This is a genomic window from Enterobacter sp. 22452 (genome assembly GCF_052045065.1).
GTDB classification, from domain to species: Bacteria; Pseudomonadota; Gammaproteobacteria; order Enterobacterales; family Enterobacteriaceae; genus Enterobacter; species Enterobacter mori.
The window spans coordinates 921,173-936,248 of sequence record NZ_JBQEOB010000002.1; the positions used below are offsets into that span (position 1 = coordinate 921,173).

Sequence of the window (15,076 nt, forward strand, 5' to 3'; positions counted from 1 at the left end):
GGCAGGGCCATCAATATGGAACTTTTGTCGTGTTTGCCGACCCGGGAGTCAGTTTTGTTTCTCTACACGAATAACGTAAACCACCAGGATTTAAGAGGTGCGCAATGAGTGCAACAGCATCGACAGCGCCACAGAATAAATCACTCGAGTGGATGAACCGCCTTCGCGCGAACCCTAAAATCCCGTTGATCGTGGCAGGCGCTGCCGCCATTGCGATCCTTGTTGCGATGGTCCTGTGGGCGAAAAGCCCTGATTACCGCACGCTTTACAGTAACCTTTCCGATCAGGATGGCGGTGCCATCGTCACCCAGCTTACCCAGATGAACATCCCTTATCGCTTTGCCGATAACGGCGGCGCGCTTGAAGTGCCAGCGGACAAGGTGCACGAGCTTCGTCTGCGCCTGGCGCAGCAGGGTCTGCCGAAAGGCGGCGCGGTCGGTTTCGAACTGCTGGATCAGGAAAAATTCGGTATCAGCCAGTTCAGCGAGCAGGTGAACTACCAGCGCGCGCTGGAAGGTGAACTGGCCCGTACCATTGAAACCTTAGGCCCGGTGAAGAGTGCGCGTGTGCACCTTGCCATGCCTAAGCCCTCTTTATTTGTTCGTGAACAGAAATCCCCTTCTGCCTCCGTGACCGTCAACCTTGAGCCTGGCCGCGCGCTGGACGAAGGGCAAATCAGCGCGGTCACGCATCTGGTCTCCAGCGCGGTTGCAGGCTTACCGCCGGGCAACGTGACGCTGGTGGATCAGGGCGGTCATCTGCTGACGCAAAACAACAGCGCCGGTCGCGATCTGAACGACGCGCAGCTGAAGTACGCGGCCGATGTGGAAGGTCGTCTTCAGCGCCGTATCGAAGCGATCCTGGGCCCGGTCGTCGGTAACAGCAACGTGCATGCTCAGGTTACCGCGCAGATCGATTTTGCGAATAAAGAACAAACGGAAGAGCAATACAGCCCGAACGGCGATCCGTCTCAGGCGGTGATGCGTTCTCGTCAGATTAACTCGAACGAGCAGGTGGGCGGCCCCTACCCTGGCGGCGTGCCGGGCGCGCTGTCTAACCAGCCTGCTCCGGCTAACGCGGCACCGATTTCAACGCCTCCGGCCAACCAGCAGAATGCACAGCAGACAACTTCAACGGCAAACAACGCGGGACCGCGTACCAGCAGCCGTAACGAAACCACGAACTACGAAGTGGACCGTACTATCCGCCACACCAAACTGAACGTGGGGGATATTCAGCGTCTGTCTGTTGCCGTGGTGGTGAACTACAAAACCCTGCCGGACGGCAAGCCTCTGCCGCTGACGGCCGAGCAGATGAAGCAGATTGAAGATCTGACCCGTGAAGCGATGGGCTACTCCGAAAAACGTGGCGATACGCTGAACGTGGTGAACTCACCGTTCAACTCGGTTGATGAAAGCGGTGGCGAACTGCCGTTCTGGCAACAGCAGTCGTTTATCGATCAGCTGATGTCCGCAGGCCGCTGGTTACTGGTGCTGATTGTTGCCTGGCTGCTGTGGCGTAAGGGCGTACGTCCTCAGCTCCAGCGCCGTGCTGAAGCCGAGAAAGCCGCGCTGGAACAGATGAATAATCGCCAGGAAGTGGAAGAAGCGGTTGAAGTGCGCCTCAGCAAAGACGAGCAGGTGCAGCAGCGCCGCGCTAACCAGCGCATGGGCGCAGAGGTCATGAGCCAGCGCATTCGCGAAATGTCAGACAACGATCCGCGCGTCGTCGCGCTGGTCATCCGCAGCTGGATGGGTAATGAACATGAGTAATACGCTTACAGGTACCGATAAAAGCGTCATCCTGCTGATGACCATTGGCGAAGACCGCGCGGCAGAGGTGTTCAAACACCTCTCGCAAAGAGAGGTGCAAATCCTCTCTGCAGCCATGGCCAACGTGCGGCAAATTTCCAACAAGCAGCTGACCGAAGTGCTGGCGGAATTTGAGCAGGAAGCCGAACAGTTTGCCGCGCTCAACGTCAACGCCAACGAATACCTGCGCTCCGTGCTGGTCAAGGCGCTGGGCGAAGAGCGTGCCGCCAGCCTGCTGGAAGATATTCTGGAAACCCGCGATACCGCCAGCGGTATCGAAACGCTCAACTTTATGGAGCCGCAGAGCGCCGCCGATCTTATTCGCGACGAGCACCCGCAGATTATCGCGACCATTCTGGTTCACCTCAAACGGGGCCAGGCAGCCGATATTCTGGCGCTGTTCGAAGAGCGTCTGCGTCACGATGTGATGCTGCGTATCGCCACGTTTGGCGGTGTCCAGCCAGCCGCGCTGGCGGAGCTGACCGAAGTGTTGAACAACCTGCTCGACGGCCAGAACCTCAAGCGCAGCAAAATGGGCGGCGTGAGAACGGCGGCCGAGATCATCAACCTGATGAAAACGCAGCAGGAAGAAGCGGTCATCACGGCGGTACGCGAGTTCGACGGCGAGCTGGCGCAGAAAATTATCGACGAAATGTTCCTGTTCGAAAACCTGGTCGAAGTGGACGATCGCAGCATCCAGCGCCTGCTTCAGGAAGTGGACTCCGAATCGCTGCTTATCGCCCTCAAAGGTGCCGAGCAGCCGCTGCGCGAGAAGTTCCTGCGCAACATGTCCCAGCGTGCAGCCGATATCCTGCGCGACGACCTGGCCAACCGTGGTCCGGTGCGTCTGTCTCAGGTGGAAAACGAACAGAAGGCGATCCTGCTTATCGTTCGTCGACTGGCCGAAACCGGCGAGATGGTGATTGGCAGCGGAGACGACACCTATGTCTAATGAGCTGCCGTGGACGCGCTGGACGCCCGACGATCTGGCGCCTCCCCTCTCCGAATTTATCCCGGCCGCCCTCCCGTCCGATGAGGGCGATATCGATGCCGCGGTGCCCGAGCTGAGCGAAGAAGAGCAGCGTGCGCAGATGCTGGCTCAGATGCAAATGCAGGCGCACGAACAGGGCTTCAACGCCGGTCTGCACGAAGGGCGGCAGAAAGGCCAGGAGCAGGGTTATCAGGAAGGGCTGGCAAAAGGGCTGGAGCAAGGCATCGAACAGGCGCGTCAGCAGCAGGCGCCCCTCAATGCCCGTATGCAGCAGCTGGTGAGCGAGTTCCAGCATACGCTGGACGCGCTCGACAGCGTGATTGCGTCGCGCCTGATGCAGATGGCGCTGGAAGCCGCGCGTCAGGTGATTGGCCAGACGCCAACCGTCGATAACTCGGCGCTGATTAAACAGATTCAGTGTCTGCTCCAGCAGGAGCCGCTGTTCAGCGGCAAACCGCAGCTGCGCGTTCACCCGGACGATCTCCAGCGCGTGGAAGAGAGTCTTGGCGCGACGCTCAGCCTGCACGGCTGGCGGCTGCGGGGCGATCCCTCGTTACACCACGGCGGGTGCAAAGTCTCTGCGGATGAGGGCGATCTGGATGCCAGCGTGGCTACCCGCTGGCAAGAACTGTGCCGCCTGGCAGCACCGGGAGTTGTCTGATGACCGCACGCCTTACCCGCTGGCTCAACACGCTCGATAACTTTGAAACGAAGATGGCACAACTGCCATCTGTTCGTCGTTATGGCCGTCTGACCCGCGCCACCGGCCTGGTGCTGGAAGCGACGGGCCTGCAGCTTCCGCTGGGTGCCACCTGCGTTATTGAGCGTCAGGACGGACTGGAAATGCGTGAGGTCGAAAGTGAGGTGGTCGGTTTTAACGGCCAGCGCTTGTTCCTGATGCCGCTCGAAGAAGTTGAAGGCATTCTGCCCGGCGCGCGCGTCTACGCGAAAAACAGTTCAGGCGACGGTCTGCAAAGCGGCAAGCAGTTACCGCTTGGGCCAGCGCTCCTTGGGCGCGTGCTGGACGGCAGCGGCAAGCCGCTCGACGGCCTGCCCTCCCCGGACACCACCGAAACCGGGGCGCTGATCACCCAGCCGTTCAACCCGCTGCAGCGTACCCCGATCGAGCACGTGCTGGATACCGGCGTGCGCCCGATTAACGCCCTGCTGACCGTGGGACGCGGACAGCGTATGGGCCTGTTCGCCGGGTCCGGCGTGGGGAAATCCGTCCTGCTCGGCATGATGGCACGCTATACCCAGGCCGATGTGATCGTCGTGGGGCTGATTGGCGAGCGTGGACGCGAAGTCAAAGACTTCATCGAAAACATTCTGGGTGCGGAAGGCCGCGCCCGCTCGGTGGTTATCGCCGCCCCGGCGGATGTGTCCCCCTTGCTGCGTATGCAGGGTGCTGCCTACGCGACCCGCATCGCCGAAGATTTTCGCGACCGCGGCCAGCACGTCCTGCTGATCATGGACTCCCTGACCCGTTACGCGATGGCGCAGCGTGAAATCGCGCTCGCCATCGGTGAGCCTCCGGCCACCAAAGGGTATCCGCCTTCGGTATTTGCCAAGCTTCCGGCGCTGGTCGAACGCGCGGGGAACGGCATCAGCGGCGGCGGCTCGATCACCGCATTCTATACTGTGCTGACCGAGGGCGATGACCAGCAGGATCCGATTGCCGACTCCGCGCGTGCGATCCTCGACGGTCACATTGTGCTGTCGCGCCGTCTGGCCGAAGCGGGGCATTACCCGGCGATTGATATTGAAGCATCCATCAGCCGCGCAATGACGGCGCTGATAACCGAGAAGCACTACGCCCGCGTGCGTAACTTCAAACAACTGCTCTCCAGCTTCCAGCGCAACCGCGATCTGGTGAGCGTTGGGGCGTATGCCAAAGGCAGCGACCCGATGCTCGACAAAGCGATTGCGCTCTGGCCGCAGCTGGAGGCGTTTTTGCAACAAGGTATTTTTGAACGCGCCGACTGGGAAGACTCAATCCAGGCTCTGGATCTGATTTTCCCGCAGGTGTAACACAGGTGGAGGGCGAAGGTCATGGCGCAAAACAGCGCGTTATCAACGCTAAAAGATCTGGCTGAAAAGGAAGTTGATGATGCCGCACTGCAGCTCGGCGCAATGCGACGCGGGTGCCAGCAGGCTGAAGAGCAGTTGAAGATGTTAATCGACTATCAGCATGAATATCGCACCAACCTGAATACCGATATGACGCAGGGCATTGGCAGCCAGCGCTGGATCAACTATCAGCAGTTTATCCAGACGCTGGAAAAGGCGATTGAGCAACACCGCCTGCAGCTTAACCAGTGGACCGAAAAAGTGGATACCGCGCTCAACTTCTGGCGCGAGAAAAAACAGCGGCTGCAGGCCTGGCAAACGCTACAGGACCGACAGGTCGCGGCGTCAACCCTGGCGGAAAACCGCCTGGATCAGAAAAAAATGGATGAGTTTGCCCAGCGCGCATCAATGAGGAAACCGGAATGATCACACTGCAACAACTGCTGATGACCGACAGCGACCTGTCAGGCGGCACGCAAACGGGGAAAGGCGCCGAGGGTGCGCAAGACTTTCTTTCTCTGCTGGCGGGCGCGTTGACCGATGCGCCTGGTCAGGGCAAAGATGCGCCGCTGACCCTGGCTGATTTGAAAGCCGCTGGCAGCAAGCTGTCCAGTATGGCGCAACAGGACGCAGGCGAGACCACCCTGCAGGCGAAAATTGCCGACCTGCTCTCACGCCAGGAGACGCTGACTGCCGACGATGACGCGGCGAAAACCACTGCGCTGCAAACGCTGGTGTCCGGGCTGATGCCGACGACCCACGGTGATGCGTTAAAGACGCTGACGCACGCGTCCGCAAAAGATGACAGCAAAACTGACCTAAGCGAAGACGAACTCGCGGGGCTTAGCGCGCTGATGGCGATGTTGCCGCACCAGCAGACGGCAACACCGGTGACGACGCAGGCAACCCACGTCGACGGCATTACCGCTCAGACGTCCCTCACCTCCGCGCTTCCGCAAACGCTGAAAAACGCGCTGCCGGGCAAAGAGAATAACCAGCCTCAGGCGGCGTCTCAGCCTGTGGCACAAACGGCTGACGCTGCCCTGCCAGCCAGCGTACCCGTGACGCCTGCGGTCGCGGCGGCGGCTGAGAAACAGGACATCGCGAGCAGCGCGTCGTCAACCTCGCCCACCGCAAGCCTGGCGCCAATCCTCAGCAGCCACGCGACCTCACAGCCCGCTGCAACCGTTGCCACCGCGCCGGTATTGAGCCAGCCGCTCGGCACCAGCGAATGGCAGCAGACGCTGAGTCAGCACATCACGCTGTTCACGAAGCAAGGCCAGCAGACCGCTGAGCTGCGTCTGCACCCGGAAGACCTGGGCCAGGTGCAAATCTCGCTTAAACTGGATGATAACCAGGCGCAGCTGCAGATGGTGTCTCCGCACAGCCACGTGCGCGCGGCGCTGGAGGCTGCTCTGCCGGTCTTACGCACTTCTCTGGCGGAAAGCGGCATTCAGCTTTCGCAGAGCAGCGTCAGCAGTGAGAGCTTCGCCGGACAGCAGCAATCCTCATCACAGCAGCAACAGCAGGCTTCCCGTTCGGGCCAGCACGGTGCGTTCAATGAAGAGAGTGATGAGTTATTGCCGACCCCTGCCGCCCTGCAATCCGCCGCGCGGGGAAATGGCGCAGTGGATATCTTCGCCTAAACGCCAGAGGTAGCGTGATTATTCCCGTCTTTTCCACGCTTTGAGATAAGGCGGACACGGGATAATCACCCTATTAAGCTGTACCGAAACAGGAAGCTCGTATCAGATGACTGACTCCGCTATCACCAAAAAAAGTAAGCGCTCCATCTGGATCCCGCTGCTGGTGTTGATCACGCTCGCCGCCTGCGCTACCGCGGGCTATAGTTACTGGCGTATGCAGCAGGAACCGACTGCCGCTGCTGCCAAAGCTGAAGCGCCACCGCCTCCGGCTCCCGTGTTCTTCCCGCTGGACACCTTCACCGTCAACCTGGGTGATGCGGATCGTGTGCTTTATGTTGGCATTACGCTGCGCCTGAAAGACGAAGCTACCCGTTCTCGTCTGAACGATTATCTTCCTGAAGTGCGTAGCCGTCTGCTGCTGCTGTTCTCTCGTCAGGACGCTTCGACGCTCGCTACCGATGACGGTAAGCAAAAACTGGTCGACGCCATCAAACAGACGCTGTCGACCCCGCTGGTAAACGGCCAACCGAAGCAGGAAGTCACTGACGTTCTGTATACAGCCTTCATTCTGCGGTAACGACATGGGCGACAGTATTCTTTCTCAGGCAGAAATCGATGCGCTGCTCAACGGCGACAGCGATAAGAGTGATGATCCACAACCGGGACTGAGCGGCGACGACAATATTCGCCCCTATGACCCGAATACCCAGCGTCGCGTGGTACGTGAACGTCTGCAGGCGCTGGAGATCATCAACGAACGTTTTGCGCGTCAGTTCCGTATGGGGCTGTTTAACCTGCTGCGTCGTAGCCCGGATATCACCGTCGGCGCGATCCGCATTCAGCCGTATCATGAGTTTGCCCGCAACCTGCCGGTGCCAACCAACCTTAACCTGATCCATCTGAAGCCGCTGCGCGGCACCGGTCTGGTGGTGTTTTCACCAAGCCTGGTGTTCATTGCGGTGGATAACCTGTTCGGCGGCGACGGGCGTTTCCCGACCAAAGTAGAAGGTCGTGAGTTCACCCACACCGAACAGCGCGTCATTAACCGCATGCTGAAGCTGGCGCTGGAGTCTTACAGCGACGCGTGGAAGGCGATTAACCCGCTGGAAGTGGAGTACGTCCGTTCCGAGATGCAGGTGAAGTTCACCAATATCACCACCTCTCCGAACGATATCGTCGTTAACACGCCGTTCCACGTTGAAATCGGCAACCTGACCGGTGAGTTCAACATCTGCCTGCCGTTCAGCATGATTGAACCGCTGCGCGAGCTGCTGGTGAACCCGCCGCTGGAGAACTCGCGCCACGAAGATCAGAACTGGCGTGAAAACCTGGTTCGCCAGGTTCAGCATTCGCAGCTTGAGCTGGTAGCGAGCTTTGCCGATATTCCGCTGCGGTTATCTCAGATCCTGAAATTACAACCCGGCGACGTTTTGCCGATAGAAAAACCCGACCGCATTATTGCCCATGTGGATGGTGTCCCCGTGCTGACCAGTCAGTACGGCACAATTAACGGCCAGTATGCGTTACGCGTTGAGCACTTGATCAACCCGATATTGAATTCGCTGAATGAGGAACAGCCCAAATGAGTGACATGAACAATCCGTCCGATGAGAACAGCGGAGCACTGGACGATCTGTGGGCTGACGCGTTAAACGAGCAAAAGACGACCCCGACGAAAAGCGCGGCGGACGCGGTATTCCAGCAGCTGGGCGGCGGCGACGTCAGCGGCACGCTGCAGGATATCGACCTGATCATGGATATCCCGGTTAAGCTGACGGTTGAGCTGGGCCGCACCCGCATGACCATTAAAGAGCTGCTGCGCCTGACGCAGGGTTCCGTGGTCGCCCTTGACGGCCTGGCCGGTGAACCGCTGGATATTCTGATCAACGGTTATCTGATTGCTCAGGGTGAAGTGGTGGTGGTTGCTGATAAGTACGGCGTGCGCATCACCGACATCATTACGCCATCCGAACGTATGCGTCGTCTGAGCCGTTAAGCATGAAAACCCAGGCAACAATGTCCCAACCCTCCGCGGTACCTGGCTCACCGCTGCTCCAGGTGAGCGGTGCCCTGTTCGGTATTATTGCCTTCATTCTTATTGCGGCCTGGCTGGCAAAGCGTTTTGGTCTGGCGGGTAAAACCGCCGGAACGCGCGGCCTGAAGGTCAGCGCCAGTACCACGCTGGGGCCACGCGAGCGCGTGGTCATCGTCGACGTGGAAGATGCGCGTCTGGTGCTGGGGATCACCGCCTCAAACATCAATGTATTACATAAACTGCCGCCCGCCCCTGTCACGGGTGACGAGCGCGCAGAAGCCCCAGCGGATTTCCAGTCCGTTATGAAGAGTTTGCTTAAGCGTTCCGGGAGATCCTGATGCGCCGTTTGTTATCCCTTACGCTTGCGGGTGTTGGCCTGTTTGCTCCCGCGGTCTATGCGCAACTGCCCGGTCTGGTCTCGACCCCGCTTGCCGGAGGCGGTCAAAGCTGGTCGCTTTCGGTTCAGACGCTGGTGTTCATCACCTCGCTGACCTTTATTCCGGCCATTCTGCTGATGATGACCAGCTTTACCCGCATCATCATTGTTTTTGGCCTGCTGCGAAACGCCCTGGGAACGCCTTCCGCGCCGCCCAACCAGGTGCTGCTGGGTCTGGCCCTGTTTTTGACCTTTTTCATTATGTCGCCGGTGATCGACAAGATTTACACCGACGCCTACCAGCCGTTTAGCGAAGATAAAATCTCGATGGAGGTTGCCCTGGAGAAAGGCGCGCAGCCGCTGCGTGAATTTATGCTGCGCCAGACGCGTGAAGCGGATTTAGCGCTCTTTGCCCGCCTCTCCAACACCGGCGAGCTTCAGGGACCGGAAGCGGTGCCGATGCGCATTTTGCTGCCAGCCTATGTCACCAGCGAGCTAAAAACCGCGTTCCAGATTGGCTTCACTATTTTCATTCCGTTCCTGATTATCGACCTGGTGATCGCCAGCGTCCTGATGGCGCTCGGGATGATGATGGTACCGCCTGCGACCATCGCTCTGCCCTTTAAGATCATGCTCTTTGTGCTGGTCGATGGCTGGCAGCTGCTGGTCAGTTCGCTGGCGCAGAGTTTCTACAGTTGAGGAGCGCGCAATGACGCCAGAATCGGTCATGATGATGGGTACGGAAGCGATGAAAGTCGCGATTGCCGTTGCCGCCCCGCTGCTGCTTGTTGCCCTCGTGACCGGTCTGATCATCAGTATCCTGCAGGCCGCCACGCAGATTAACGAAATGACGCTGTCGTTTATCCCGAAAATCATTGCCGTGTTCGTGGCGATTATCGTCGCCGGGCCGTGGATGCTGAACCTGCTGCTGGACTATATGCGCAACCTGTTCACCAATCTGCCGTACATCATCGGCTGATATCACGATGCTGCACTTCACCAGCGATCAATACGTCCAGTGGCTGGGCGTCTACTTCTGGCCGATGCTGCGCATTATGGCGCTCATCTCAACCGCTCCTATTCTCAGCGAGAAATCGATACCCAAGCGCATCAAAGTGGGGCTGGGGATCGTCATCACGATTATTGTCGCCCCGTCCCTGCCGCCGGTTGTTATCCCTGTATTTTCCGCTAACGCCGTATGGGTGGCGCTTCAGCAGGTGATGATCGGCGTCGCCGTTGGGTTTACCATGCAGCTCGCGTTTGCGGCAGTGCGTACTGCGGGTGAGCTGATCGGCCTGCAAATGGGGTTATCCTTCGCCACCTTCGTCGACCCCGGCAGCCACCTCAACATGCCGGTGCTGGCGCGTATCATCGATCTGCTGGCGATGCTGCTGTTCCTGTCGTTTAACGGCCACTTATGGCTTATCTCAATGCTGGTGGACACCTTCCACACGCTGCCGATTGGCGAAAATCCGGTTAACAGCAACGCGTTTCTGGCGCTGGTGCGTGCCGCCGGGCTGATTTTTCTCAACGGGCTGATGCTGGCGCTGCCGATCATCACCCTACTGCTGACCGTTAACCTGGCATTAGGCTTACTGAACAGAATGGCACCGCAGCTTTCCGTGTTTGTCATTGGTTTTCCCGTGACGTTGACGGTCGGTCTTTTATTAATGTCATTGCTAATGCCACTTATCGCCCCCTTCTGTGAACATTTATTCAGCGAGATATTCAACCTGTTAGCGGATATTGTCAGCGAACTGCCTCGCAAATAATAGTCCTCACACTCCATATTGTCTTTCTGAGGATATTCCTAAAATAAAACGCGAAAAACATCTTCCAGGATATATCTGACGCGGTTTAAATGTTTCTAACCATCTCACAATACTTAATATTTACTTTACTTTAAGAAGATTCCTGGCAAATTATAAGTAACTTTACGGGATAGTGAGTTCGCCTGAAAGTCTTTGTCATGCTCACAGGTTTTATTTGGTTTTTTCCATCCCGTATGGCTGTTTATGAGCTCTCAGGCAGATGGTGAATTATCGTTACGCATTGAGTGAGGGTATGCCATGTCAACGATCATTATGGATTTATGCAGCTACACCCGGCTAGGGTTAACCGGGTATCTGGCAAGCAGAGGGGTAAGAAAGAGAGACATCAACGATGCACACACCGTTGACGAACTCGAAGCCGCTTGTGAAGCACACAAGCCCGGCGTGGTGTTTATTAATGAGGACTGTTTCATTCACGATCCAGCCAACAGTCAGCACATTAAGCAAATCATTAATCAGCATCCTAAAACGTTGTTTATTGTTTTTATGGCGATCGCCAATATTCATTTCGACGAATACTTGTTGGTCCGTAAAAATTTATTGATCAGTTCTAAATCGATTAAACCCGAGTCGCTGGATGACATTTTGGGTGATTATTTGAATAAAGAAGTTAAGAATGTAGGAGCGGTTAACTTACCCACCCTATCATTAAGCAGAACTGAATCAAGTATGCTCAGAATGTGGATGGCTGGACAAGGGACAATTCAGATCTCGGACCAGATGAATATCAAGGCAAAAACGGTTTCGTCACACAAAGGAAATATTAAAAGGAAAATTAAAACGCATAATAAGCAAGTGATCTACCACGTCGTTCGCCTGACCGATAATGTCACAAACGGAATTTTCGTTAATATGCGCTGATCCGCGCAAGACCTTCTGTACCCTACCTGCGATCTCTGGCCTGGCCAGAGATTTTTGCATTTTCAGCCGCATGGGCCGGGGACGGGAACGCCGCCCGACACCACGCTATTCTGCTGCTTCCACAAAAATACCATCCTCATGTCCCAGTTCGTTAAAGAACCAGATACCGAGCGGGTAATCTTCCAGAGAAACCAGGTACATTACACCTTCGCTAAACTCTTCTATTGCCAGCACCACACCCGGGCGGCGCGGTCCACCGTCCGTTTTAACGGTTACCCGATCGTTGACCTTCATACATTCCTCCTGTGGTTTTGAGCCAGTGTAGAACAAAACGCATTAACTGGCACCGCCCCCCGGCGCGAATGGTGTTTTTGTGTGCGGTCTATACTTATGGATGGACACGGTTGCATGAGGACCCCGTAATGAAGACCGATAAAGAGTACAGCGACACCATCAAGCGTGAGGTGGAGGTGGATGTCGATGCCCTGCTGGCCGCTATCAATGAGATCAGTGAGTCCGAAGTTCGCCGCTCAGACGATGAGTCAGACAAAGTAATTGTGAACGGAAGGGACTATCACACTTACCGCGAGCTGGCCGAAGCCTTCGAGCTTGATATTCATGACTTCAGCGTGTCTGAAGCGAATCGGTAAGAAGAAAAAAATCCCGGTCATGGGGATGGCCGGGATCAAACTTGCTTATGCAAGAAGCACTTGAAAATTCGTTACACCAGGAAATCTGATGTAGAAACAACACTATCCCCAACGGATTTGTCTGACAAGCATATATTCTCCTGGCGAATATAATATTTTATACATGTGAATTTTAGTTATGAGCAGCAACATGCGCCGCGTATGGGTTACGCAGGAACGATTCCGTCAAACCGCTCTCCCGGCACTGTCATTTTTTAGGAATAATCTTAGATAAGCGCGCATCAGCCATCAGGAGCCGTTATGCCTTCGCTTCAGAATCCACTGCTGATTTTCACCGATCTGGATGGGACACTGCTGGATATTCATACCTATGACTGGCAGCCTGCCGCCGCATGGCTGGAGCGGCTACAGGATAAACAGGTCCCCGTTATCCTTTGCAGTAGCAAGACGGCGGCTGAGATGCTCGACATCCAGCAGGAGTTAGGCCTGGAAGGTCTGCCGTTCATTGCGGAAAACGGGGCGGTCATTCAGCCTGATGTTCGCTGGGACCCACCTGCCCGGCGCATCACGGGGATCTCGCATCATACGATTCGTCAAATCATCGAACAGGTCAGACTGCAAACGCACGTTAAATTCACCACCTTTGATGACGTGAATGAACGGGTAATCAGTGAATGGACGGGACTGACGCCTTCCCGTTCGCTGCTTGCGCGCAGGCAGGAAGCGTCCCTGACGTTAATCTGGCGCGACAGCGATGCGCAAATGACCCGCTTTGAAGAGGCGCTGGAACCGCATGGCTTGCAGTTTGTACAGGGGGCGAGATTCTGGCACGTCCTGGACGCGCGCTGCGGCAAGGATGTGGCGGTAAAATGGCTGACTGAGCAGTATTGTCTGCAGGAGCGTGTTGCGTGGACATCCCTTGGGCTGGGCGATGGTCCCAACGACGCCCCGCTGTTAGACAGCGTCGACTTTGCGGTGGTGGTCAAAGGCATTAACCGCCAGGGCATTTCGCTGCAGAACGATAACCCGGAACGGGTTTATCACACGCAGCGTCCCGGCCCTGCGGGCTGGCGCGAAGGGCTCGATCACTTCTTGTTGTGATCGCGCCAGACGACGCAGTTGCGTCCCCCCTGCTTTGCCTCATACAACCGCGCATCGGCAATGGACTGCAGCTGCTCAAAATTGTAGTTACCCGTCTCCTGCGCGCTGCTGACGCCCAGTGAGGCACTGATGCGCAGAGTGACGCTCTTCTTAACCAGAATCTCTTTGCTGTCGATACGCGCGCGGATCCGCTCAGCAACATTTGCCGCTTCCTCAAGCGTCAGGCCAGGGAGCACGACACAGAACTCCTCGCCACCCACACGGCCGCCCACGTCATTGGCGCGCAGCGCACTCGCAATCAATCCTCCGGCGTGCGACAACACTTTATCCCCTGCCTGATGCCCGAAGCGGTCATTGATACCCTTGAAATGGTCCAGATCGATCTGGATGACAGACAACGGCAGGGACTGCTGCTGGCATTGCTTCGCAAGGACATTCGCCCGTTCAAACAGCGCCCCGCGATTATTCAGGCGGGTCAGCGGATCGTGCCAGGCCTGCCACTGAAGCGAGTGTTGAAGCGTATACATATTGCTGACCATGCGTCGGATCACGAGCCAGGAGATCAGCAGCATGGCGGTGAAGAGCGCCCAGAGTAACGCCAGCACAATACTGATGCTGCCGAAATCCCCTCGCACCCCTTCATGTAGCGTATGCACGCGCAGGACAACGCCCTCAAAATGATCGAGCCGTTCCCAACTGATAAAGCGGCTACCCAGACGAATCCCCCCCTCCGTGTCGGACTCGATAGCGTGAGCTATCTGCGCCAGCTCGCTTTCATCGAAGTGGTTAACCGAGCTTTCAGGTGATTCTGAGGTCGCAATCATATTGAGGCGCGTGTCGTAAAGCTGGTATTCGCCTTCTGTATGGTTGTCCATGGCCTCCTCCAGCAGCTGTTTCATCGTATCAACGCTGATATCCATCGCCACCACGCCATACCAGAAATGGTCGTAATAAATCGGCACGCTGGCGGTAATAAGCCGCTTGTTCCCGATAAATGACGACGGTGGTGAAATAAACCAGCGAACGGCACGTGCGCGGTTTTCACGCTCAGACTGCTGTGAAAACCAGGGCTGCGTGACCAGCTGATAATAGCGGGGGGCAATATCTCTCGGTTGTGCAGGCGTATCGGTCGCGATAAAGAACCCTGCGCGGGAAACATACAGCACCCGCTCCACGTTACTGCTGTGCGATGACGCCAGACGCAGGAGGTACCCTACTTCGAGGGCTGCAGAGAGTTCGTTTGCCAGGCGATCGTTATCACGGTTGAGCAGCGTGGTTTTTTCAACAAACGCATCGGACACCCCGTTGATGGGTAACGTGCGATTTTCGTCCACCGCGATTTGCCAGTTTGTGGTGTTCCGCAGGGTATTAAAACGCGTCACCGCATTGTGCAGCACGCCGAATGCCAGCGGTGTTTGCAGCGCATCGCGCATGCTGTGACGGAAGAAAAGCATTTTATCGACGTTGTACTGCAACTGCCTGTCCAGGGCATTTGCGACCGTTTCCAGATGGTTACGCTGGCTGGAGATATAGGCATCTTCCAGTACCACCACTTCACGCCAGGTGAGAAGCGTGGAAAAGACCAGGACAATAATAAAACAGAGATTAACAATCAGGCCGGGATTGCTACGCTGATGCAGCCATTGCTGAAGAGATCGTTTTACAACATAGGTATCGCGCTGCACACACACTCCCTGAATGTC

Annotated in this window: 17 protein-coding genes and 1 pseudogene; 16 read left to right on the forward strand and 2 right to left on the reverse strand. The window is 56.7% G+C overall.

What is annotated here, in order from left to right; genetic code table 11:
* Nucleotides 1–104 precede the first annotated feature (104 nt).
* From fliF to rcsA, 14 genes and pseudogenes are all read left to right on the forward strand, one after another.
* The gene (gene fliF, locus ACTJJA_RS09595; protein WP_108417550.1) at nt 105–1,772 is read left to right on the forward strand and encodes a flagellar basal-body MS-ring/collar protein FliF; all 1,668 of its coding nucleotides are present in this window, start codon (nt 105–107) and stop codon (nt 1,770–1,772) included.
* Nucleotides 1,765–2,763, forward strand: a complete 999-nt coding sequence (fliG, locus tag ACTJJA_RS09600; RefSeq protein WP_089599455.1) for a flagellar motor switch protein FliG — start codon at nt 1,765–1,767, stop codon at nt 2,761–2,763. Before fliF ends, fliG begins: the two co-directional genes overlap by 8 nt.
* Nucleotides 2,756–3,463 carry a flagellar assembly protein FliH gene (gene fliH, locus ACTJJA_RS09605; protein ID WP_440667610.1) on the forward strand — a complete coding sequence of 236 codons (708 nt, stop codon included), beginning with the start codon at nt 2,756–2,758 and terminating at the stop codon, nt 3,461–3,463. The genes fliG and fliH overlap by 8 nt, the downstream gene beginning before the upstream one ends.
* Nucleotides 3,463–4,833 carry a flagellar protein export ATPase FliI gene (fliI, locus tag ACTJJA_RS09610; RefSeq protein WP_010432376.1) on the forward strand — a complete coding sequence of 457 codons (1,371 nt, stop codon included), beginning with the start codon at nt 3,463–3,465 and terminating at the stop codon, nt 4,831–4,833. Before fliH ends, fliI begins: the two co-directional genes overlap by 1 nt.
* 21 nt (nt 4,834–4,854) lie before the next feature.
* Nucleotides 4,855–5,298 (forward strand): flagellar export protein FliJ, encoded by a 444-nt coding sequence (gene fliJ, locus ACTJJA_RS09615; protein WP_010432373.1) that lies wholly within the window; start codon nt 4,855–4,857, stop codon nt 5,296–5,298.
* Nucleotides 5,295–6,518, forward strand: a complete 1,224-nt coding sequence (gene fliK / locus ACTJJA_RS09620; RefSeq protein ID WP_440667613.1) for a flagellar hook length control protein FliK — start codon at nt 5,295–5,297, stop codon at nt 6,516–6,518. The genes fliJ and fliK overlap by 4 nt, the downstream gene beginning before the upstream one ends.
* Nucleotides 6,519–6,624: 106 nt before the next feature.
* The gene (fliL, locus tag ACTJJA_RS09625) at nt 6,625–7,095 is read left to right on the forward strand and encodes a flagellar basal body-associated protein FliL (RefSeq protein ID WP_010432366.1); all 471 of its coding nucleotides are present in this window, start codon (nt 6,625–6,627) and stop codon (nt 7,093–7,095) included.
* Between the two features lie 4 nt (nt 7,096–7,099).
* Nucleotides 7,100–8,104 carry a flagellar motor switch protein FliM gene (gene fliM / locus ACTJJA_RS09630; RefSeq protein ID WP_010432363.1) on the forward strand — a complete coding sequence of 335 codons (1,005 nt, stop codon included), beginning with the start codon at nt 7,100–7,102 and terminating at the stop codon, nt 8,102–8,104.
* Nucleotides 8,101–8,514 carry a flagellar motor switch protein FliN gene (gene fliN / locus ACTJJA_RS09635; RefSeq protein WP_003859592.1) on the forward strand — a complete coding sequence of 138 codons (414 nt, stop codon included), beginning with the start codon at nt 8,101–8,103 and terminating at the stop codon, nt 8,512–8,514. Before fliM ends, fliN begins: the two co-directional genes overlap by 4 nt.
* Before the next feature lie 2 nt (nt 8,515–8,516).
* Nucleotides 8,517–8,891, forward strand: coding sequence for a flagellar biosynthetic protein FliO (gene fliO / locus ACTJJA_RS09640; protein WP_029485119.1), 375 nt, complete (start codon nt 8,517–8,519; stop codon nt 8,889–8,891).
* Nucleotides 8,891–9,628, forward strand: coding sequence for a flagellar type III secretion system pore protein FliP (gene fliP / locus ACTJJA_RS09645; protein WP_042716760.1), 738 nt, complete (start codon nt 8,891–8,893; stop codon nt 9,626–9,628). Before fliO ends, fliP begins: the two co-directional genes overlap by 1 nt.
* Nucleotides 9,629–9,638: 10 nt before the next feature.
* Nucleotides 9,639–9,908, forward strand: a complete 270-nt coding sequence (gene fliQ / locus ACTJJA_RS09650; protein ID WP_003859587.1) for a flagellar biosynthesis protein FliQ — start codon at nt 9,639–9,641, stop codon at nt 9,906–9,908.
* A gap of 7 nt (nt 9,909–9,915) precedes the next feature.
* Nucleotides 9,916–10,708: pseudogene (gene fliR / locus ACTJJA_RS09655) on the forward strand (flagellar biosynthetic protein FliR); the annotation flags it as partial.
* 290 nt (nt 10,709–10,998) lie between these two features.
* Nucleotides 10,999–11,622 (forward strand): transcriptional regulator RcsA, encoded by a 624-nt coding sequence (gene rcsA, locus ACTJJA_RS09660; protein ID WP_010432341.1) that lies wholly within the window; start codon nt 10,999–11,001, stop codon nt 11,620–11,622.
* A gap of 105 nt (nt 11,623–11,727) precedes the next feature.
* Here the strand turns inward: rcsA and dsrB are convergent, their stop codons facing one another.
* A complete protein-coding gene (dsrB, locus tag ACTJJA_RS09665; protein ID WP_010432339.1) occupies nt 11,728–11,916 on the reverse strand; it encodes a protein DsrB in 189 nt (62 codons plus the stop codon).
* Nucleotides 11,917–12,044: 128 nt separating this feature from the next.
* Between dsrB and yodD the strand changes: the two genes are divergently transcribed.
* Complete coding sequence (yodD, locus tag ACTJJA_RS09670) at nt 12,045–12,272, forward strand: YodD family peroxide/acid resistance protein (RefSeq protein WP_120157917.1); 228 nt, start codon at nt 12,045–12,047, stop codon at nt 12,270–12,272.
* 300 nt (nt 12,273–12,572) lie between these two features.
* Nucleotides 12,573–13,373 carry a mannosyl-3-phosphoglycerate phosphatase-related protein gene (locus ACTJJA_RS09675; protein ID WP_440667619.1) on the forward strand — a complete coding sequence of 267 codons (801 nt, stop codon included), beginning with the start codon at nt 12,573–12,575 and terminating at the stop codon, nt 13,371–13,373.
* Here ACTJJA_RS09675 and dgcQ read toward each other — a convergent pair.
* A complete protein-coding gene (gene dgcQ / locus ACTJJA_RS09680; RefSeq protein WP_440667621.1) occupies nt 13,358–15,058 on the reverse strand; it encodes a cellulose biosynthesis regulator diguanylate cyclase DgcQ in 1,701 nt (566 codons plus the stop codon). The two genes, ACTJJA_RS09675 and dgcQ, sit on opposite strands and share 16 nt — an antisense overlap.
* Nucleotides 15,059–15,076: the final 18 nt, after the last annotated feature.